General features: G+C 67.7%; 23 protein-coding genes. 4 read left to right on the top strand and 19 right to left on the bottom strand.

The annotated features are described in order from the left end of the window. Positions 1–77 precede the first annotated feature (77 nt). From QNO10_RS08535 to QNO10_RS08480, 12 genes are all read right to left on the bottom strand, one after another. Positions 78–1484: a V-type ATP synthase subunit B gene (locus QNO10_RS08535; protein ID WP_229947773.1), complete on the bottom strand. Its 1407-nt coding sequence runs from the start codon at positions 1482–1484 to the stop codon at positions 78–80. Continuing rightward, positions 1477–3318, bottom strand: a complete 1842-nt coding sequence (locus QNO10_RS08530) for a V-type ATP synthase subunit A (protein ID WP_231707409.1) — start codon at positions 3316–3318, stop codon at positions 1477–1479. Before QNO10_RS08530 ends, QNO10_RS08535 begins: the two co-directional genes overlap by 8 nt. Next, the gene (locus QNO10_RS08525) at positions 3303–3830 is read right to left on the bottom strand and encodes a V-type ATP synthase subunit E family protein (RefSeq protein WP_229947776.1); all 528 of its coding nucleotides are present in this window, start codon (positions 3828–3830) and stop codon (positions 3303–3305) included. Before QNO10_RS08525 ends, QNO10_RS08530 begins: the two co-directional genes overlap by 16 nt. Beyond that, positions 3827–4060 (bottom strand): hypothetical protein, encoded by a 234-nt coding sequence (locus QNO10_RS08520; RefSeq protein WP_229947778.1) that lies wholly within the window; start codon positions 4058–4060, stop codon positions 3827–3829. The genes QNO10_RS08525 and QNO10_RS08520 overlap by 4 nt, the downstream gene beginning before the upstream one ends. Continuing rightward, positions 4057–4509: an ATP synthase subunit C gene (locus QNO10_RS08515; RefSeq protein WP_229947780.1), complete on the bottom strand. Its 453-nt coding sequence runs from the start codon at positions 4507–4509 to the stop codon at positions 4057–4059. Before QNO10_RS08515 ends, QNO10_RS08520 begins: the two co-directional genes overlap by 4 nt. Next, positions 4506–5825: a V-type ATPase 116kDa subunit family protein gene (locus QNO10_RS08510; protein WP_229947781.1), complete on the bottom strand. Its 1320-nt coding sequence runs from the start codon at positions 5823–5825 to the stop codon at positions 4506–4508. Before QNO10_RS08510 ends, QNO10_RS08515 begins: the two co-directional genes overlap by 4 nt. Continuing rightward, positions 5812–6801: a hypothetical protein gene (locus QNO10_RS08505; RefSeq protein WP_229947782.1), complete on the bottom strand. Its 990-nt coding sequence runs from the start codon at positions 6799–6801 to the stop codon at positions 5812–5814. Before QNO10_RS08505 ends, QNO10_RS08510 begins: the two co-directional genes overlap by 14 nt. Beyond that, complete coding sequence (locus QNO10_RS08500; RefSeq protein ID WP_229947783.1) at positions 6801–7244, bottom strand: hypothetical protein; 444 nt, start codon at positions 7242–7244, stop codon at positions 6801–6803. The genes QNO10_RS08505 and QNO10_RS08500 overlap by 1 nt, the downstream gene beginning before the upstream one ends. A gap of 37 nt (positions 7245–7281) precedes the next feature. Beyond that, positions 7282–7602: a ferritin family protein gene (locus QNO10_RS08495; RefSeq protein WP_229947784.1), complete on the bottom strand. Its 321-nt coding sequence runs from the start codon at positions 7600–7602 to the stop codon at positions 7282–7284. Positions 7603–7760: 158 nt separating this feature from the next. After that, positions 7761–8309 (bottom strand): flavin reductase family protein, encoded by a 549-nt coding sequence (locus QNO10_RS08490; protein WP_229947785.1) that lies wholly within the window; start codon positions 8307–8309, stop codon positions 7761–7763. Positions 8310–8315: 6 nt separating this feature from the next. Continuing rightward, the gene (gene msrB / locus QNO10_RS08485; RefSeq protein WP_229947786.1) at positions 8316–8762 is read right to left on the bottom strand and encodes a peptide-methionine (R)-S-oxide reductase MsrB; all 447 of its coding nucleotides are present in this window, start codon (positions 8760–8762) and stop codon (positions 8316–8318) included. Positions 8763–8776: 14 nt separating this feature from the next. After that, positions 8777–9268, bottom strand: a complete 492-nt coding sequence (locus QNO10_RS08480) for a putative universal stress family protein (RefSeq protein ID WP_229947789.1) — start codon at positions 9266–9268, stop codon at positions 8777–8779. Between the two features lie 94 nt (positions 9269–9362). Here QNO10_RS08480 and QNO10_RS08475 point away from each other — a divergent pair, with 94 nt between their 5' ends. Beyond that, the gene (locus tag QNO10_RS08475) at positions 9363–10625 is read left to right on the top strand and encodes an alpha/beta hydrolase family protein (protein ID WP_229947791.1); all 1263 of its coding nucleotides are present in this window, start codon (positions 9363–9365) and stop codon (positions 10623–10625) included. 21 nt (positions 10626–10646) lie between these two features. Here QNO10_RS08475 and QNO10_RS08470 read toward each other — a convergent pair whose 3' ends face one another. Together QNO10_RS08470 and QNO10_RS08465 are read right to left on the bottom strand one after the other, a co-directional pair. After that, on the bottom strand, positions 10647–11390 hold the full coding sequence (locus QNO10_RS08470) for a CPBP family intramembrane glutamic endopeptidase (protein WP_229947794.1): 744 nt from the start codon (positions 11388–11390) through the stop codon (positions 10647–10649). A 139-nt stretch (positions 11391–11529) separates the two neighbouring features. Continuing rightward, positions 11530–11742 (bottom strand): hypothetical protein, encoded by a 213-nt coding sequence (locus QNO10_RS08465; protein WP_229947797.1) that lies wholly within the window; start codon positions 11740–11742, stop codon positions 11530–11532. A gap of 432 nt (positions 11743–12174) precedes the next feature. Here QNO10_RS08465 and QNO10_RS08460 point away from each other — a divergent pair, with 432 nt between their 5' ends. Beyond that, complete coding sequence (locus tag QNO10_RS08460; protein WP_229947799.1) at positions 12175–12903, top strand: class I SAM-dependent methyltransferase; 729 nt, start codon at positions 12175–12177, stop codon at positions 12901–12903. A 48-nt stretch (positions 12904–12951) separates the two neighbouring features. Here the strand turns inward: QNO10_RS08460 and ybaK are convergent, their stop codons facing one another. From ybaK to QNO10_RS08445, 3 genes are read right to left on the bottom strand one after another with little or no spacing between them, the layout of a single operon-like run. Next, positions 12952–13461, bottom strand: coding sequence for a Cys-tRNA(Pro) deacylase (gene ybaK, locus QNO10_RS08455; protein WP_229947801.1), 510 nt, complete (start codon positions 13459–13461; stop codon positions 12952–12954). Positions 13462–13513: 52 nt separating this feature from the next. Then, positions 13514–13978 carry a SufE family protein gene (locus QNO10_RS08450; protein WP_229947803.1) on the bottom strand — a complete coding sequence of 155 codons (465 nt, stop codon included), beginning with the start codon at positions 13976–13978 and terminating at the stop codon, positions 13514–13516. A gap of 30 nt (positions 13979–14008) precedes the next feature. Further along, positions 14009–14908, bottom strand: a complete 900-nt coding sequence (locus QNO10_RS08445; protein WP_229947805.1) for a sulfurtransferase — start codon at positions 14906–14908, stop codon at positions 14009–14011. Between the two features lie 349 nt (positions 14909–15257). Here QNO10_RS08445 and QNO10_RS08440 point away from each other — a divergent pair, with 349 nt between their 5' ends. Next, positions 15258–16907 (top strand): HNH endonuclease, encoded by a 1650-nt coding sequence (locus QNO10_RS08440; RefSeq protein WP_229947807.1) that lies wholly within the window; start codon positions 15258–15260, stop codon positions 16905–16907. 575 nt (positions 16908–17482) lie between these two features. After that, a complete protein-coding gene (gene zapE / locus QNO10_RS08435) occupies positions 17483–18520 on the top strand; it encodes a cell division protein ZapE (protein ID WP_229947809.1) in 1038 nt (345 codons plus the stop codon). Between the two features lie 80 nt (positions 18521–18600). On the opposite strand, the gene QNO10_RS08430 is transcribed toward zapE, so the two are convergent. Both QNO10_RS08430 and QNO10_RS08425 read right to left on the bottom strand, forming a co-directional pair. After that, positions 18601–18855, bottom strand: a complete 255-nt coding sequence (locus QNO10_RS08430; protein WP_229947812.1) for an antitoxin — start codon at positions 18853–18855, stop codon at positions 18601–18603. A 105-nt stretch (positions 18856–18960) separates the two neighbouring features. Continuing rightward, the gene (locus QNO10_RS08425; protein ID WP_229947814.1) at positions 18961–20238 is read right to left on the bottom strand and encodes a ScyD/ScyE family protein; all 1278 of its coding nucleotides are present in this window, start codon (positions 20236–20238) and stop codon (positions 18961–18963) included. Between the last annotated feature and the right edge of the window lie 60 nt (positions 20239–20298).

The following is a 20298-nucleotide window of genomic DNA, read 5'->3' as shown; positions in this document are numbered from 1 at the left end:
CCAGCTCAAACGCCCGCTCAAACGCCCGCTCAAACGCCCGCTCAAACGCCCTCCCACGAGCCAGCTCACGAACCCGCTCACATCCCCGCCCCGCCGCCCGAACCGGGCAGATACCGGTCCAGGAACTCGGAGGACAGCATGGTCAGTTCCCGGCGCGGCAGCAGGGACAGGGCCTGCCAGGCCAGGTCCAGTGTCTGCTCCAGGCTGCGCAGCTCGTCACGCCCCTGGTTGAGCAGTTCCCGCTCCACGACGGTCCGGAACTCGATGTAGGCCTTGTCGGTGTCGCTCAGGGCCGCCGCACCCACTAGTTCAGCGAGTTCCGAGGCAGAGCGGGCACGGGCCATGGCGGACAGAATCTGCGCTGCGACGTCGAGGTGGTCCTCCCGGGTGCGTCCCCGCCCGGCGCCGCTGCGCATCAGGCGGGAGAGGGAGGAGAGCACGTCCACCGGCGGGTAGATCCCGCGGGCGTCGATGTCGCCGTCGAGCACCACCTGTCCCTCGGTGATGTAGCCGGTGAGGTCCGGCACGGGGTGGGTGATGTCCCCGGCGGGCATGGTCAGCACCGGCACAACGGTCACCGATCCTTCCCGCCCGCGGACGCGGCCGCAGCGTTCGTAGAGAGTCGCCAGGTCGCTGTACAAGTAGCCGGGGTAGCCGCGCCGGGCAGGGATTTCCCGGCGTGCGGCGGAGACCTCGCGTACGGCCTCGGCATAGCTGGTCATATCCGACATCACCACCAGCACGTCCGAGCCGTCGTCGTACGCCAGGGACTCGGCGATGGTGAGGGCGATCCGCGGGGTGAGGATGCGTTCAATCACCGGATCGTCGGCGGCATTGAGCAGCAGCACCAGCTCACCGGCTGCGGAGCGTTCCTCCAGCCGGTCCCGGATATAGGCGATGTCAGCGTGGGTCATGCCCATGGCCGCGAAGACCACCCGGAACGCCCGTCCGGAGGAAGCGGTGGCCTGCGCGGCGATCTGCGTGGCCAGGGTCAGATGCGGCAGCCCGGGGATGGAGAAGATCGGCAGCTTCTGCCCCCGGACCAGGGTGGTCAGGGCATCCACCACGGAGACGCCGGTAATCACCGGATCCTGGGGCGGCTCCCGGTAGACGGGGTTTAGGGGCCAGCCGCCTACCGGGGAAACATGGTCAGCCGTGACGGGTGGACCGCCGTCGAGCGGCTCACCGCGACCGTTGCAGACCCGGCCGAGCCAGCCGGTGCCCACCGGTACCGCCAGAGGCCTGCCCTGGAACCGGACCTCCACTCCGCCCAGCGCCATGCCCTCAGTGCCTTCAAGCACCTGCAGGGTCGTTTCGTCGCCGTCGACCTCCAGCACCAGCCCGTGCCGCTGCGGACCGCCGTCGACGTCGACCGTGGCGAACTCGTCCCAGCCCACCCCCTCGGTGTCTCCGAGGACCAGCAGCGGTCCGCGCAGTTCCCGTACGTCGCTGTGGCCTACCTGCGCCCGGTTTCCGCTAGCCATTGGCGTCTCCGGTCGTTGGCTGGTCCAGTGTCTCGGTAAGCCGGCGCACAAACGCCCGGCCGCGCTCGCGGACGCCGTCAGCATCGGTGGGCCCGGTGTCCTCCCGCAGGCGGAGGACGGGGGAGAAGTCATAACGCTCGACGTCGGCCGGCGGCACGCCGCGCGCCACCAGTGTCTGGCAGGTCTCGACCACGTCCAGCATCGTCTGCAGCAGGGCGGCACCCTTGCCCGCGGAGCTGTAGCCGTCATTGGGGCTGAGCGCATTCTGCAGCAACACCCCGTCGCGTATTAGCCGCCCGCCCAGCAGCACCATCTGTTCATGCCCGGGGAGGGAGGCTGCGCCGATGATTTCCGCCAGGGCGGTGAGCCGGTCCGCCTCGGACAGCAGCAGTGAGGCGCGCGCCCGGCGCTGTGCCCACTCCGGATCCCCGTGGGCGGAGTACCAGCGGCCCAGGGACTCGGCATCCCGGGAGAACGAACCCCGCCAGCTGACCGCAGGGTAGTGCCGGGAATAGGCAAGGTCCCGGTCCAGCAGCCACAGGGAGCGGACAAAACGCTGGGTGCCCGTGGTGACCGGCTCGCTCATGTCACCGCCGGGAGGGGAGACCGCCCCGATCACGGTGACCGACGCCGTCGCCCCGCCCAGGGTGCGGACCCGGGCGGCACGCTCGTAGAACGCGGCCAGTTCACTGGCGAGGGAGGCCGGGTAGCCTTCCTCGGCGGGGAGGTCACCGTTGCGGTTGGCGAACTCGCGCAGCGCTTCAGCCCAGCGGGAGGTGGAATCGGCAATCACCACGGCGTCGTAGCCCATGTCCCGGAAGAACTCGGCCACGGTGACGCCGGTGGCAATGGACGCCTCCCGGGCCATCATCGGCATGTTGGAGGTGTTGGCGATGATGACGGTCCGGTCGATGAGCTTGCCGCCGGTGCGGGGATCGTCCAATCCGGAGAGCCCCTCCAGTACGTCGGCCATCTCGTTGCCGCGCTCGCCGCAGCCTACGTAGACAATCACATCGGCGTCGGACCACTTGGCGATCTGCTGCAGGGTCAGGGTCTTGCCGGTGCCGAAGCCGCCGGGGACCGCCGCCGCCGCACCGCGGGGAACGGGGAAGAGCAGATCCAGCACCCGCTGTCCGGTCTGCAGCGGCGCCAGATCGGTGATGCGCTCGCCGAAGGGCCGGGGACGGTGTACCGGCCAGCGCTGCGCCAGGGGTACCTCCACGCCCCCGATCCGGGCCACCGGGTCCAGCGGCCGGACCTTGCCCTCGGCCACCCAGGTGACTTCCCCAGAGACCGACGGCGGTGCCAGGACCCGGAACTCGATGGTCCCCACTCCGGGGACGGTGCCCAGCACCTGGCCGGCACGCACATTGTCCCCAACGGTGACCGACGGGGCGAACTCCCACCGGGTGTCCAGCACGGCCGGGTCCTCCGCGGAAGACTGCCGTTCCTGCGTCAGCCACAGGGGAGCGGAGGTAAGCGGGCGCAGCAGGCCGTCGAAGACCGTGCCCAGCAGTCCAGGTCCCAGCAGCCCGGAGAGCTGGTGCCCGGTCCGTTCGGCCGGGTCGCCCGCCTTCAGTCCGCCGGTGTATTCGTACGCCTGCAGGGTGGCTTCGTCGCCGTTGATGGAGACCGCCTGCGCGGCAATGCCGTCGGGGCCGATGTTGACCACCTCGAGCATGGACAATCCCGGCAGTCCGCTGATTTCCACGAGGGGTCCGTTCACCCGGGTTATTTTGCCGGTGCCACCCTGCGGCGTGCTGTTTTGTGCCGTGCCTGCCTGTGCCGTCGCCTTTGAAGCGGCGGCCTCCGGGGGCCTCACGCGTGCTCCCATAGCTCACGCACCTCCCCGGAGTGGTCCTCCAGCGCCTGCCCGGCCAGGGTGGGCAGGGACAGGTCCAGCCGCCGGGAGCCTGCGGTGCCGGTCACGCCGCCCTTGTAACTTTCGGTCACCGACGCCATGGGTCCGAGGACCCGGTCCGCCTGGGCGGTCAACCGCCGCAGGATCTGGGGATAGCGGGGGTCCCGCCGCACTTCACGCACCTGCTCCTGCACCTCTGAGGCCAGCAGCGACCGGAGGTGCTCCTGCTCGGAAAGCACCGTCCGGCGCGCCTGACGACGGGCACGGGCGGAGGAGGCAACGGCGTCGGCGCGGGCTGCTTCGGCACCCTCGCGCTGGGCGGTGCGGCGGATGGTGTCCGCCTCCGCCTGGGCGCGGCCCAAAATGTCTGCGGCCTGCCGTTGGGCGTCGGCCTCGGACCGGGCCGCTGCCGTCTCTGCGTCCCGCTCCAGTGCCTGCCGGACCGGGTCCAGGGTGGCATCGGCGCCCTGCGGCAACCGGGTCATGATGGCAGCACCACGGTGAGGGGCGACGACGGATCGGCGAGTTCGACGCCGAGGTCCGCCGCGGCGCCGGGAGTCAGGAGCACGACGCACACGGAGTCGGGCAGCCCGCGCCAGACGGCCCGCACGTCCGCTTCGCCGGAGGCCGGATACAGCACCGCCCCTGCCAGCCGGTATCCCTGGAGCAGGGCCGGGCTGCCGAGCGCGGCCACGGTTCCTTCCCGGCGGCTCATGCCTGGCCGATGAGGATGATGGAGATGATCAGCCCGTAAATGGCGATGCCTTCGGCCAGGCCCACCACCACCATCGCCCGCCCGAAGATCTCCGGGCGTTCACTCATCGCCGCCAGGGCAGCGGAGCCGGTGTAGGCGACGGCTATTGCCGCACCGATGGAGGATCCGGCGACGGCGATGGCGGCTCCGATCAACGCCGCCCCGCTGCTGTCGCTCCCGTCGGTGGCAGCAGCCACGGCGGTGGCGGCGGCACCTCCGTCAGCCGTCGCAGGGGCCGCGTTCAGGGCGGAGACCAGCAGCGCCAGGGCGCCGGCCATGAGGACGGCGTTCAATCCCAGCAACGCCCGGACGCCCGTCCGGCGGCGGCGCCGGATCAGGGCCAGCGCTCCTCCGGCCAGCACGACAGTAAGGACGAGGACCAGCGGAAGGACGGCAAACCAGGGATTCACGGCAGATGCCTTTCAACAGGGGGAAGCGCGGAGGCGGCGGCAGTGCCCGTTTCGGCGCCGAGGTCGGGTGCCCAGGGCCGGAAACGGCGTCCCTCCTCGGTAAAAACACGGGAGAACAGTTCGTAGTACTCCAGCCGCAGGGCTTGGATGCCGGCGACGAGGCCTTCCAGGGCGAACGTGAGCACATTGCCCAGCACAAACATCAGGATGGCCGGAATGATCCGCCAGCCCGGTTCCCAGATCGCGGTGGTGGCCTGCCAGACCACCATCATCAGGGCGGCATGGGTGAGGCCGAACGCGGCCAGGCGGGTAAAGGACACCAGGTTGGACGCGAGCTGCACGACGGTGTCGACCAGCTCCACGGTGGCCTGCAGTCCGCCGGTGGGACCGCCGCCGGATTCCACGAACAGGCCGATGAAGATAAAAACCAGGGCAATGAGCGCCGCGGTCCCGGCGGCCACCAGGATCACCGGGCTCCCGGCCAGCAGCCCCCACGCGACCAGCCCGATCGCGGCGAACAGCAGCGCCCCGGCCAGCCCCGAGCGGGCGTACAGGGCATAGGCCCAGCCGCCCTCCCGGACCCGGTTGATGGTACCGAGCACATAGGACCCGGCCAGCAGCACCGCCCCGAGGACCAGGGCGGCAACGATGAGCGGGATGGGTTCCTCGAGCGGTTCCAGCCACAGCACCGGCAGCACATGGGTGGGACCGAAGAACTCGCCGTACAGCACGCCGAAGAACACCGCGGCCGCGCCCGCCCCGGTGATGAAGAGCCAGGTCCGGCGGTAACGCTCCAGCCACGGAACCGGAAGGAAGCGGACCAGCAGTCCGGCGATCACCAGCAGCGCCCCCTGCCCGGCGTCGCCGAACATCATCCCGAACATCACCACGTACGCCACCGCGGCTATCCGCGCCGGATCGAGGTCCGCATACGGCACCGTGGTGTACGTGTCCACGAGGAGCCGGGACAGCCGCGGCCGGCGCCGTTCGTCGCCGGTCAGCTGGGTGGGCGGCTGCACTCCGCGCGGACGCCGCAGCGGAACGGCGGAGGCGCCGTGCGGTTCCAGGGCCTTGCGCAGGCCGGGGAGCTCACGGGTAGGGGACCAGCCCACCAGTGCTGCGACGGGACCGTGCACGACGGCGGCATCCGCCGCGCGGTCCAGCTCGTCGGGACCGTCGCCGGGCTCGTAGGGCAGATCCAGTTCGACGGCGGCACTGGCAGCCACCTCCGCCAGGACGGGACGGCGGGCATCGGCCGGGCAGACCAGGGCAATGCGCTCCATCCGGACCGGGCTCAGGGTTTCACGCCACGGCATCGAGCACCTCGCTTCTTCCGGTACCGGCTGCGGCGGCGGCCAGCGCCGCCCGGACCCGCCAGGCGTCCACCGCCAGGACAGCCATCGCGCCGAGCACCACGTCCGGTCCGGGCAGTCCAGCCCGCAGCAGATCGAAGCCGTCCGCCTCCACGCGGACCGCAAGCCGGGCCTCGGCCTGCCACAGTTCCTGCGGATCCTGCACCTCGGCCAGGACCTGGCCGGCGGCAGGGCTCAGCGCCTGCGTCAGTTCCGGCAGGGAGCCGGCCTCGGTCCATCCCGTGCCGATCAGCGGGCGCAGCAGGGACACCAGCCGTTCCGGCGGCCGTGCGGCGTCCACCAGCAGCAGGCGGGCGGCCAGCAGCACCGCTCCTGCAACGGCCCAGGGGCGCGCTGCGGGGGCGGCGGAGGCAAGACGCCGAAGCCAGACGGCGGTGAGCAGATCCGGGAGGGCCGGTGCCTGCCCGGCTTCGCCCCAGGGCGAGGAGGCAAGCATGGCCTGCAGCGTTTCGGGGGAGTCGGCGGTACGCAGCCGCGGCCAGGCTGTCGCCAGTCCGCCCAGGTCGAAGGCGGGGGCGGGGGAGGAAACGGCCGGTGTCCCGGTGCCGGCAGCTCCGGCAGACGCGGCAGCGCCGGCAGGTGTTGCAGGCGCGGCATCCGCCTGCAGTGCGGCGGCAAGGGCGACTATGTTGTCCGCTTCAAACCGTGCGGCGGCGGCGCGGATAAGCTGCGTTCCGCCGGCGGGCAGCCAGCCGGCCAGGACCCGCAGCTGCCACAGCACGGTGGTCCGGGTGGCCTGCTGTGCCGAGTCCAAGGTGCGGGCGGAGGAAAGCTCCCCGGCATACAGGGACCCGTCCAAGGTCTCCACGGCAGCGGGCAGGTCCGGCAGTTCAGCAAGGTTCCGGCACGTACCGGCCCCAACCCGCCGCTGTGCCATGGACCGTGCCCGGACTGAGGGTGCCACCCAGTCGGCGCGCATCAGCCGGTGTCCGTTCCGCGGCCCAGGAGGTCCTGCACCAGGTCCGCGACAATGGCGGAAGCAAGCTCGGGAACGCGGGATTCGCCCCGGCTCCGAAGGGTCTGTGCCTCCGCCCGGGCATCGGCGAGCAGCTGCTCATCCTCGCGTGCGGCTGCTGCGGAGACCTGGTCCGCGGCTTCTGCCCGGACGGCGGCACTGTCCATCCGGGCCTGCTCCACGAGGGCCGCGGCCTGCCGGCGGGCGGCGGCAACGGTCTGCTGGGCATGGGCTGCTGCCGCATCGGTCCGCCCGCTGGCTTCGCTGATCGCGGGATCGAGGGCTTCGAAGACGGGGATCAGTTCGGCGGCGGGCCCTTCGTCGTCGAGGGCCGGCACCCCGGCAGGACCGGCCGGGCCGGGGGCTCCAACGGGACGGAAACGGTCCAGCAGGCTGTTGCGTGCCATGCGGCACCTCCCTGAGCGGAGGAAAGATTGGGTGCAGCTACTCGCCGGTGGCTTCAGCCTCCGAGGCCTCGCCGTGCCGGACTACGTCGCCGTCGGTGAAGAGGATGCCTTGGGCGATTTCCCTCCAGAGAGGCGTGCGGCGCAGCAGGAATTCGAGTTCCATGCTGAAGTGCTTGAATTCCTCGCCCAGCGAATCGAGCATGATGGCCCGCGACTCGGCGTCGGGCTCCACTGCCATCCGCTGGACGTACCAGCCGATCGCCTCGGCTTCCTCGGCGAGGCTGGCACACATGCGTGCAAACGTCCGGGTTTCTGCGGGAAGTTCGGAAGGTGGCTCATGGTACTGGTCTGTGGCCATTTGCATCTCCTGAAGACCGGTGATGGTCCCGCGGTCCAGGCGGCTGCGGAACGTTTCCCCCGTCCTTCGACGTTACGTGGGGCACGCTGCGGAAACAATGGTTCCGGGCGGCAACCGGGGGTATGCGGCGCAAGCCCGGCGGGCCGCAGGGGTACGGGTCAGCGGCCCAGCCGGGCGTAGGCGGAGGCGAAGTGCAGCAGGGGGTCCGATTCGTCGTCGGCGTCCGCGCGCCTGCCCATGGACACCACCTCACCCACGATCAGCTGGTGGGTTGCCGCCGTCATGACCTGCGTGGTGCGGACCTCGAACCAGGCGATGGAATCCTCGATGACGGCGGCGCCGGTCTCCGGCGCGCGGCCGTAGTCGACCTGATTCAGCAGCCCCTCGAGGGGCGATCCGGGACTGGCAAGCCAATTGGCGGTGCCCCGCAGCCGGGCCGGCAGCAGGCTCAGGACCCAGCTGCCGGCGTCGAGCACTGCCTCCGCGATGCGTGCCTCGGCGTACAGGCTCACGAGGAGGGTCGGCGGATCATAGGAGACGGAGAGGAACCCACTGACGGTGGCCGCGTAATCGCGTCCGCGCAGCCGTGTGGACACCACGCCGACGCCGGACGCGATGTCCGCGCTCAGCTCCCGGTACCGGTCAATGACCTCGTCCGGGACATCCGGCCCGGCGACGCTTTCCCCGGGAAATACTCCGTGCTCCATGGATTCCTACTCCGCGGTGGCGGCGGAGGCGTCCTGGGGGACCAGCTTCACGGAGATGGAGTTGATGCAGAAGCGCTGGTCGGTGGGCGTATCGAAACCTTCGCCCTCGAACAGGTGGCCCATGTGAGAATCGCAGTTGGCGCAGCGGACCTCAACCCGGTCCATGCCCATGCTGCGGTCATGCAGGTAGCGCACCTTGCCCTCGGCGAGCGGTGCGAAGAAGGACGGCCAGCCGCAGTGCGAATCAAACTTCTCGCTGCTGGTAAACAGGTCGCTTCCGCAGGCGCGGCACTGGTAGACGCCGGCGGTCTTGGTGTCCCAGTACTCGCCCGTGTAGGGGCGTTCGGTGCCCGCCTTGCGCAGCACCGCGTACTCCTGCGGAGTCAGTTCCTCGCGCCACTGCTCATCGGACTTCTGGACGGGAACGGTTCCGGTGTTTTCTTCGGTAGTCATATCCGCGTCAACGCTTAAGAGTCGCCAATAAATCCCGAGCCGCTGTACAGGTGCAGCACGGGCACGCCCAGACGGTCCTGTGCCTCGTTCGCCCAGTCGGTGCCGAAGGTGTCCTCAATGGCGTGCGGGGTGGTGATGACGACAACCTGGTCCGCGTTGGTGCGCTTGGCGGTTTCGACGACGGCGGCCACCGGGTCTTCACCGGTCACCGTGCCCGTCGCGTCCAGGCCTGCTGCGGAAAGCTGCTCCAGCGAGTCCGCAAGCGAGGTCACCGCCTCCTTCACTTCCTCGGCCTTGGAGGGCCGGCCGCCGGTGAGGTTCCGGAAGGCCTCGGCAAAATCCAGCAGGCTGAGGTTGTCCAGCACGTCCACCAGCAGGTTGCGGCCCGGATCGGCAGGAACCAGCACCTCGTAATGGGTGGGGTTCTCGCCGGCCAGGGCCAGCAGGTTCTCAATGTCGCGGCTACCCAGCGATTCTTCCGTCAGCACCACAATTGTCGAAGTCATGCGCACCAGCCTAGTACGCCCGTCCCGGCACACCAGCCACGGCCCACCGGCCTGCCGTTACACGGACCCGCTGCCCATCCGGTAAAAATGTTGTATGGCTATCTCCGTTCCTTCTGATGCATCCGCCGGTGCCGCTCCCGTCCTTTCGGTTCCGTGGGTCCGGTGGACGGCGTTTGGTGCCGGTGTTGGCGCTGCCGCATCCACTGCGCTTGTGGCGGCGGCCTCCGGTCTCGGCATTTACTTCGCGCGCCAGGTGGTCACCCCGGCCCGCCACAGGGACGCCAATCTGGAGATCCTGGCGGTCACCGGGAGCGAGCACGGCCGGCAGGTGATCCTGCCGGCAAATGCAGACACCACGGTTGAAGGAACGTACAGCCTGTACTTCGACAACGGCGAAGGGCACGCCCGGATTGGTGCCATCCGCTCCTACGTACCGCGTGAGGGCACCGTCCAGCGGGATGTGGAAGAGGTGTACAGCGGCGACCTGGCCAAGGCGCGGCGCGGCTGGTGGAGCGGCTCGATCTATCCTTCGCCCGCCGCCGTCGGGCTTCCGGAAGAAGAAGTCGAGATCCCGGTCGAGAACGGCACCGCTCCGGCGTGGCTGGTGCGTGCACCCGGCGCCGAGACCTGGGCGATCATGGTCCACGGACGCGGGGCCCGGCGCACCGAATGCCTGCGCGCCGTGCGCACCGCCCGCGAGTCCGGTCTCACCAGCCTGCTGATTTCCTACCGGAACGACGGCGAGGCCCCCTACGCGTCCGACGGCCGGTACGGGCTGGGCCTGACCGAATGGCAGGACGTGGAGGCGGCCATCCGGTACGCACTGGAACACGGTGCCCAGGACGTGGTGCTGTTTGGCTGGTCCATGGGCGGGGCGATCAGCCTGCAGGCTGCGGACCGTTCGCCGCTGCGCCGGTACATCCGCGCCATGGTGCTGGACGGTCCGGTGATCAACTGGGTGGATGTGCTGGCCCACCATGCCCGGGTCAACCGGATTCCGGCGCAGGCCGGACGTCTGGGCCAGTGGCTGATCTCCAACGCTGCCGGCCGCGCCCTGACCGGGCTGGCCGCTCCGCTGGACCTGAAGAGCATGGACTGGGTGACCCGCGCGGAGGAAATCAGGATCCCCACGCTCATCCTGCACAGCAAGGACGACGACTTTGTGCCGTACGGGCCGTCGGCGGAACTGGCGGAGAAAAACCCGGACGTCATTACCTTCGAGCCGTTCACCAAGGCCGGGCACACCAAGGAATACAACGTGGATTCCGAGCGGTGGGAGCGTGTGGTGCTGGGCTGGCTGAACGATGCCCTGGGCCGCACCCGGCATCCCTCCGAGCATCGGGTCGACGCGGAGTAACGGGTTGGCGCCTGCAGATAGCTAAATGGCGGTAAGCACCACGAGGGTGACAAGGGCGTTGTTTGCCGCGTGGAGCAGCATTGGGGCCCAGATATTCCGGTGGAACCGCCGCAGCAGGGCCAGCGCAATACCCAGCAGAAACAGATAGGCGAAGCCCACCAGAACCAGATGTACCGCAGCGAAGACTGCTGCGGACAGCACGACGGCGGCAAAGGGCCGGAAGCGGCCGGAGAGCCCGTCAAGGATGGCGCCGCGGAACAGGACTTCCTCCCACAGCGGCGTCAGGACCGAGATGACAAGCACCACTGCGACGATCAGCGGAGTGGAGAGCCCGCCGATATCTTCGAGCGGATCGCTGGTGGACCGCGCAGTAGCCGTATCGAAGTCGGTGAGGGACAGCAGCCCGAGGGTCAGGCCCTGCGCCAGCATGCAGACGATGATCGTCCCCGGGATCTGCCACAGCAGGTGGAGTATGCGGAGTCCGGGCCGGCGGAAACCAAGGTCCCCCAGTGTCAGCGAGTTGCGGCGGAACAGATGGACGTACAGTCCCAGCATCGCTGCGGCCGTGACGGAGCCAAGGGCAGCTGCGAGAAGTGACTCAAGGGTGAAGTCGACGACGCCGGAGAGCCCCAGCGCGACCAAGGCAGCGGAGGCCGCCAGAATGTACAGGGCGACGAACATCGACGCCCAGGCGGCCTGACCCAGAGAGACTACGGGCTCCTGGTGTGTTGGCGGGCGTGCTTCGGTGGCTGACAGTACTGACAAAGATTCCCCCGGTGGCGGTAACGGTGCTGGATAGCTGGTGCGTGTTGGACGAGTGTCGGGTTCGTGTCTGGATCCGCGCGGAAAGCGATCCGCGCCGGCCCGTGGGTTTACGCCTAGGCAGTGGGCCTAGTCAGTGTGCCTAGCCGAGGGCCTCGGAGTCGTCGACAGTGAACGCCCGGGTCAGACTACCCGCGGCGCCGGCCAGGAGGAGGTATCCGGAGAGGAGAATCATCCGGTACAGCACTCCGTTGCTGAACATGTCGATGAGCATGGTGCGGCCCGCGAAAATGGCTATGGCCAACCCGACGCAGAGTGCGGCCGCTGCAAACCAGAGCTGACGGCGTCTTCTCACTGTTCGTCCCTCCACTGTCTGTTCCCCCTTGTTGGCGCCGCCACCGCATGTCCCGCCGCAGCCTGTCTCTGTGATGGTGCAGTTTGTCATCGGTTCGGGTTTCGGCGTTGGTTTATCCTGCCAGTGATCTGCGGCGTCCGGCAAACATGTTCCAGCGATTCTTTTTACGGCTGTCTTGCTCACCGGTTTGGGGAAATCGGACAAACTGCAGGGAAATCCCGGCATGCCCCGGGTCAGAACAGAAGATGGACCCAGGACAGGGCCTCGGCTGCCATTCCCCGCCTGACACAGAACCCCGCCCGACACGAAACCCCGGCCGGCACGAAACCCCTCCCGGCACGAAACCCCTCCCGGCACGAAACCCCTCCCGGCACGAAACCCCTCCCGGCACAGCGTAGGTTAAAGGCGCACGAAGACGCTTAGGGGGACAAAATGCCGGATCAACAGGAAACCGCAGTGCCGGAGGACTTCTTCCGGGCCTGGAACCAGGGCTCACATCCTGAGCTGTATGAGATCGAGAATCAGGCGCTGGACCGCGAAGGCGTGGTCTGGGCAGCACTTAAGCACCTGGCACCGTGGGCGGGCCGGACCCTTCTCGACCTCGGCTGCGGCACCGGCTTCTGGCTGCCGCGCTATGCCGAGCTCGCCGATACGGTCATCGGCGTCGAGCCCGATCCGGAGCTGCTCGCCGCTGCCCGTGCGCGGCCCGGCGGAGCCGAGGTCCTGCACGGATCGGCCGAACATATTCCGCTGCCGGACGCTTCCGTTGACGTTGTCCACGCCCGGTTCGCGTACTTTTTTCCCGCACCGCAGAACGACTGCACGGCAGGGTTGGAGGAAGTCCTGCGGGTGCTGCGTCCGGGTGGCTCGCTGGTGGTCATCGACAACGATCAGCGCGACGGCGAGTTTGCGGGATTGCTGAAGGCCGCGGACGCATCGGCCCACCAAGGCGAGGGCGACTACATCAAAAACTGGTGGGCGGAGAAGGGTGCCTCAACATCTCTCGTCATGAGCAGCTGGACCTTCGATCAGCCGCAGGATCTGGTTGATGTCATCAGCATGGAGTTCCCGAACGGGACTGCGGACCACTGGCTAAGCTCCGATCCGCAGCGCGTCCGGCTCAGCTACGGCTACGCGCTGCACCACCTTCGGAAGCACTGAAGCACTGAGCGAGCAGCAGGAACGTAACGCCGCCGTATGAACCACCCGCTAGGCAGGCGCCGTACCGATCGGTGCTGCCACGGCGTGGGTGAGCCGGATCAGGTCAAACGGCGACAGCCCGATCTGCAGCCCCCGCCGCCCGCCCGACACATACACGGTGTCCAGCAGCTCCACCGGCGAATCAATTCCGGCGGGGGAGGAGTGTTTCTGTCCCAGCGGGGAAATGCCGCCCACCATGTATCCGGTGCGCCGTTCCGCATCCCGCCGGTCCGCCATGACGGCTTTGCGCGCCCCCATCAGCGAGGCGAACTTCTTCAGGTCTAGGTTGAGGGCCACCGGAACCATGGCCACTGCCAGGTGCCCGCCCAGATCCACCATCAACGTTTTGTAGACCGTTTCGGGCGGCAGGCCGAGTTTCTCGGCGGCTTCCAGTCCGTACGACGGCGCAGCGGCGTCGTGCTCATAGTGATGCACCGTGTAGGAGACTCCGGCTTCGTCCAACACCCGGATGGCCGGCGTCGCGCTTTTGCCTGAATGCTTGTCGCGGTTCCCTGACATGGCTGCCTCCTAAGGTCCCGAGCCTGGCCCGGATCTGGTCCCGCGCCGAAAGTTATCCCTGTGAAAGCTTTTCGTGCTGGGCGAGCCGGCGCTTGATGCGTCCCAGCATGGCTGACATTCCCCGCATGCGCAGCGGGGTGATGGCCCGGGTGAGGCCCAGACGGTCAGGAACATCGGCCGGGACCGCGAGGATATCGGCGGCCGGCAGCCCGTTCAGGCCTTCGTACAGCACGCTGGCAAACCCGCGGGTGGTGGGCGCTTCCGGCGGGGCCTTGAAGAACAGGGTGACGAGGTGCTCGGGGGAGTCGTCCACGTCCAGGCTGAGGAAGACCGGCGACTGGCATTCCACCACCTGCTCCAGCAGCTCGGGCCGGTCGGCGATTTCGGCAGGCAGGTCCGGCAGGCTGCGGGAGAATTCCAGCAGCAGTTCCAGGCGGTCGGATTCCTCCATCGCCTGGAAATCGTCGATGATCTCCGCCAGTGAGTCCGGGACGGAGGTTTCGGGTGTGGCAGTCATGCGTAAATCTCTCTGTGAAGCGGGGGACGATCAGCTGGGGGCGTTGCCGGGTTCTTCACCGCGGGCAATCGGGACGCGTACGGCGTTGCCCCACTCGGTCCATGACCCGTCATAGTTGCGGACGGACTCGAAGCCGAGCAGGTGCTTGAGCACAAACCAAGTGTGGCTGGAACGTTCGCCGATGCGGCAGTAGGCCACGACGTCGTCGCCCTCCTTCAGGCCGGCGTCGTCCTTGTAGAGCGCCTCGAGTTCCTCGCGCCCACGGAAGGTGCCGTCTTCGGCGGCGGCCTTGCTCCACGGAACGGACTTCGCGGTGGGGATGTGCCCGCCCTTCATGGCACCCTCGTCCATGTAGTCCGGCATGTGGGTGCGTTCGCCGGTGTACTCGGCGGGGGAGCGGACGTCGATCAGCGGTCCCTTGCCCAGGTGCCCGACGACGTCGGGCAGGAAGGCGCGGATCTTCTCGTCGTTGCGCTCCACCACCGGGTAGTCAGTGGGTTCTACAGAGACCTTGTCCGTGGTGAACGGGCGTTCTTCCGCAACCCACTTGTCGCGGCCGCCGTCGAGCAGCCGTACGTCTTCGTGGCCGAAGAGGGTGAACACCCACAGGGCGTAGGCTGCCCACCAGTTGCTCTTGTCGCCGTAGATGACCACGGTGGAGTCGCGGGTGATGCCCTTGCGGGCCATCAGCCGGGCGAAGGCCTCGCCGTCCACGAAGTCGCGGGTATCGGCGTCGTTGAGGTCGGTGTGCCAGTCGATCTTCCGGGCGCCCGGGATGTGCCCCGTTTCGTACAGCAGGATGTCCTCGTTGGATTCAAGGACCACCAGGTTCTCCGCGTCCAGGTGTTCGGCCAGCCACTGAGTGGAGACCAGGCGTTCCGGGTGGGCGTAGGCGGCGAACTTGGGGTTGCTGTCAGCGGTGATCGACATACGTACAAACTTCTTTCCTCGGAAATCGGGCTTCTTACTAGCCTAACGACGACGGCGACGGAAAACTTCCACGGGCTGGGGCCCGGAGGCTTACGAGGTCATGCTGTTATCCGTGGCAGGCCTGGGCGGCCATCGCGGTGGTGCTGGTCCGGGGGGCTCCGGGGCGCTGGCATCCGGAGCGGAACCTGGCCTCGACTTCACGTCTCTGGAGCCGGCTGAGACCGTGCGACGTACCGGATTTCCGTGCAAGTAGTCCGCCTCGAAAGACGCGTATTTGAAGGTTTCTGACCGGCCCGTTTGGGCCTGTTTTTGGACCCCAAAATGTCAGTGCGGGATGAAATCCTGAGGTATGGATCAGCTCGGGAATACCGAACCGACAACCGAAGAGCCAGGCAGCGAAGACCACCAGCCGGACGAGCCGGGTGGTCAGGCCGAGGTGTCCTGCACGTTGTCGGTGTTCCGGGCCGACTTAGGTGCCGGGGAAGCAGACGTCGACGCCGCTGAGCCTGCCGCCGCCGGTCCTGCCGACGCCGCCACCGCTGAGCCTGCCGCTGACGCGGACCCCAGCCGCGATCCTGCGTACCCGGACGGTTTCACCGGGGTGTTGGCTTTGCAAAACCTCGAAGCTTTCGACGAGGACATGGCCGGTGAAGCCCTGGGCAGGATGGCACACCTCATTTCCTGGGCGCAGGCGCAGCAGGCCCGTCTGATGGACCGGATGGAGGAGATCTTCCGGAACCGCTTCTCCGCGGGTTCGGGGCGGGTCGAGCCGGGGATGGCGTTCAGCGTTGCAGCGTCCGAATGCGCGGCCATTCTGAACGTTCCGCAGGTCACCGCCCAGCGGTTGATGTTCGAAGCGGGCACCCTCTGCAACACCCATTCCGCCACGCTGGCCGGTATGGAGGAAGGACGGTTCAGCTACGCCCACGCGCAGGTCGTCCTGGACCAGTGTGAGAACCTTCCCGCTGATGCGCTGCCGGAATTCGAAGCCAGCCTGCTCAAGGCCGCCGAGGGGCAGACCCGGGCGCAGTTGTCCGCCAAGGCCCGGCGGCTGCGGGAGAAACAGTATCCGGACACGATCGCGAAAAGGCACCTCACCGCGTTCGAGCAGCGCAAGGTCACTCTGGATCGTGAAGAGGATGGCATGTCCTGCCTGTCGGCTCATCTGCGGGCGGAAGAAGCCCAGCAGATCTACACGACCCTGACTACCGCAGCGCGGGGAGAGCAAGCGGACGGGGATCCGAGGACTGCGGATCAGCTGCGGGCCGACATCCTGGCGCAGCTGCTGATGGGCGGTCTCGGCTCGCCGCGTAACGGCGGCTTCGGGTCACCGCCTGGAGGAGGGACGAACGGGGGAGACATGATCGGCGTTGACCACGACGCGGCCCCAGCCGGCACGACCAACAGTGATGAAGCCACTGCCGTGCCCCGGGCGGAAATCATGGTCCTCATCAACGCCGAAACCCTCTTCGGCGCCGACGACCGGCCGGCAGAACTGCACGGCTACGGACCTATCAGCGCAGAAGCCGCCCGCCGATTGGCCCGCAACGCGGCAGGCTGGACCGGACTGGCCCAGGATCCGCGGACCGGGGAAATCCTCGGGGTGGGAAGGCGGAGAAAAGTCCCAGCCGGACTACGCCGTTGGCTCCGAGCCCGGGACGGGACCTGCCGGTTCCCGGGCTGCCGGGTCAGCACCGCAAGCTCGGACATCGACCACACGATCGACTGGGCAAAAGGCGGTCCCACCGACCACGGAAACCTGGAACACCTGTGCCGGCGGCATCACCGGTTCAAGACCCTGGGCTACTGGAAAGCCTGCCAACCGACGCCCGGGGTGATCGAGTGGACCTCACCGACCGGGAGGGTCTACCGGACCGAGCCCTTCCTGGAACTGGACACTGCCGTATCGGCATCAGGTCGGGGTATGAATGCCACCCGAGCGAAACAGGAGGAGCCTGAGGTGAAGGGATCACTGCAGGAACGGGTGCCGCCGTTCTGACCCGTTCCCCTCGGAAGGCGCAGCGCCAGCACGACGACGGCGGCTCCGACCCCGGAGAGCACCAGCTCCAGCAGCTGATACTCAATGAAGGCCATTTCCCACGCTTCCAGACCGATGAGCGCAAGCCCGGCGGCCACGGAAACACGCCGGGCCGCTCGGTTACGCCGCAGATGCAGCAGCCCGGCGGTCAGGTAACCGCTGCCGCAACCCGCGGCAAGGAGCAGACCGGGAAGCCGCCAGTCGGAAAACGGGGTACGCCGCAGCACGTACGGAGCGGAATGTAGAAATGCGCCGTCGGGGCGCAGTGCCAGGAGGATGCCGGCGCTCATGGACGCTGTGGCAGTACTAAACTCCAGAGCCATCAAGGCCCGCTCTTCCGGCGAATACTGCCCGGACCGTACGGTTGTTTCCCACAGCCTCATACTCCGACTATGAACCGCAGACCCGCCCCGGTCCACCGGCAGCGTTTCCGGATTCCCGGACCCGTTGGCGTATCGTTGCGAGGGCGGCAGAACGCCGCAGATCCGGCACGTTTGATGTCGGACGCAGGCACTAAACGGACGGAAAAGCGCGCAGTGGCACAACTCGAGCACCTGACAGAACGGACTCCCCAGGTATCGGTGGATGAACTGCTGCAGGGATTCTTCCCCTCACCCCGGTTCGGCAGCGTCTCCTTTGATTCCTACCGTCCCGATCCGGCGCAGCCCTCACAGGCCAAAGCCGTCTCCGCGATGCGTTCCTTCGCGGCCGACGTCGACGTACCCGAGCCCAGTGGCCTGCGGAAGTTCTTCGGCGGCAGGAAGCCCGAAACCAAGGCCGGGTTCTACCTGGACGGTGGCTTCGGTGTCGGCAAGACCCACCTGCTGGCCTCCCTCTGGCATGCGGTGGAAGGGCCCAAGGCGTTCGGCACGTTCGTGGAATACACCAACCTCGTCGGTGCCCTGTCCTTCCGCAAAACCGTGGACGCGCTGAGCGCCTACAAGCTGGTCTGCATTGACGAATTCGAGCTCGACGATCCGGGCGACACCGTGCTGATGTCCCGCCTGATGCGGGAACTGGCCGACGCCGGCGTCAAGCTCGCCGCCACGTCCAACACCCTGCCTGGTTCCCTCGGCGAAGGCCGCTTTGCCGCCGTCGACTTCCAGCGCGAGATCCAGGTCCTGGCCGACCAGTTCGACGTCGTCCGCATCGACGGCGAGGACTACCGCCACCGCGGGCTGCCCGAGTCCCCGCAGCCGCTGGCCGACGGGGAACTCGAGGCGCGGATGGAAACCGAGTTCTCCGGCCGGACCGTCGCCGTGGACGACTTCTCCGAACTCATCAACCACCTCTCGCAGGTCCACCCGAGCCGGTACCGCCAGATGATTGACGGCGTGGACGCCGTGGCCTGGCACAACGTGCAGACCATCACCGAGCAGTCCGTGGCGCTGCGCTTTGTGGTCCTTGCAGACCGGCTGTACGACAAGGACGTGCCGATCCTGGCCAGCGGCGTGCCGTTCGACCAGCTGTTCACGAAGGAAATGATGGCCGGAGGCTACATGAAGAAGTACTTCCGCGCCGTTTCCCGCCTGACCGCACTGGCCCGCGAAGGCCAGACCGGCGAAGAGTCCTAGCACTACCCACTTAAGCGACGGAAGCACCGGTGCCGCCTCACGGCGGGACCGGTGCTTCTTTGTCGTGCTCTTGGGGCTGGTTAGGCCGGAGGCGTCTGCCCGGGACCGTTGCCGGTACCCGGCTCGCGGTTGCGGTTGGTCTTATCAACCGCCTCGGAGGCCTTGCTCTGGAAACCATCGATCTTGCTGGAGTACTTGCGACCCGTCTTCTGGTCGACGAAGTTGCCTGCCTGGTCGATGCCGCCCTTGATCTTGTCGGCATTCTGTCCGACAAATCCGCTGGCCTTTTCCTTCAGCTCACCGGCCCTGCCCTTGAGCTCGTCAAATACAGACACGGATCACCTCCTTTCACAGGGGAAACCCGCTCGTTTCCCGTTCGCATCCATCGTAGGTCCCGTAAGGGGGTGGAGGAAAGGTTTTTTCTCTGCGGGCATATCGGCTTATTCTCCGGAGCCGTCATCCCCCAGGCCGTTTCCGGAATGTCCGCCGCCGTGGTGGTACCCGCCGCAGTTGTCGTCGAGGGAAATCCGGATGATGCTGCTCCCCGTCAACGGCTCCGGCTCGGCCGGCGGCTCCGGGGGCTCCGGGGGCTCCTGAGTAGGCGGTTCCTCAGTGCCTGGCTCTGGCGGGGTCCCGCCGACCAGGGCATCCACCGAGGCGTACAGCGCATCGCCACGCAATTCCAGTGCGGCCGGCTGATTAACCTCAAGGAAGAGTTCGGGGGTGTCCGAACCTGCAGGCACAACCGAGATCCGGCTGCCGAACAGCTCTGCGACAAAGATGTCGCCGTTGTCGTTCACTGCCAGTCCGGTGGCCCCGGCAAACCCTGTGGCCACCAGTTCCGACTCACCCGTGGAATCATCAACCCGGAAAACCGCCCCCGGTGTTGTCCCTTCCGGGCCGCCCGGCAGCGACGTCACGTACAGCGCGCCGTCCGGGCCGCGTTCGACGTCGGTCGGCACCGGTTCCAGGTTGTAGGTCAGTCCCGCAGTGCATGCCGGCAATCCGAAGGCCGCGGCCGTGTCGGCGGTAATGGTGAGCGGCACCGGCGGCAGCACCGCGACAGTCTCGATGGCGCCGTCGTCGCCCACCTGGATGAGGGCGTTCATTCCCGCATCGGCAACGATGATGCCGCCGAAACCGGGAAGGGAAGCCACCGGGTTCGAGTCGGGCAGGCCGGTGTAGGGGGATGCCCCGATACCCGGCGGCAGCTGTGCCGCGCATTCGGCGGGAAGCGCCTGTTCGAATCCGTACGTGTTGATGCTGTCCGGGTTCTCGGCGTATTCAAAGGCGGAGATGTCGGCGACGGTTTGGATGGTGCCGTCCTGGTCAACCGACTGAAGCAGCGTGATGTTCGCCGCCGGATCGTTCGTGCCTGCGCCGGTGCCCACGGTGTAGTAGGTGGTGCCGCGCGTGCGGGAAACAGAGGCCGTCCCATAGCCTTCGGGCGCCGCCGCGATGACCTCCGGTTCGCCGTCGTCGGTGATGCGGGTCAGGAGTCCAATAAAGGACTGGGCGACGTCGAGGGTGCCGCCGCGTCCGACGGCGAAACTCAGGGGGCTGACCAGGCTGTCGGCGACCATGGTCACCTCCCCGGCAACAGGTACGGGGGATGGTGACGGTGTGTGGTGCCGGCCGCCGGCGGACGCAGGTGCGGCCGCCAACCCCAGGGCTGCCGTAGCCGCGAGGACGGCGAGTACGGGTGATGATTTCTTCACTGTGATCTCCTCAGCATTGGTGGTGTGCAATGCGAGACTCGCCTCGAGGCCTCCCATGGT

Source organism: Arthrobacter sp. zg-Y919, assembly GCF_030142045.1.
Classification (GTDB): Bacteria; Actinomycetota; Actinomycetes; order Actinomycetales; family Micrococcaceae; genus Arthrobacter_B.
This window is presented reverse-complemented; position numbering and strand designations above follow the sequence as displayed.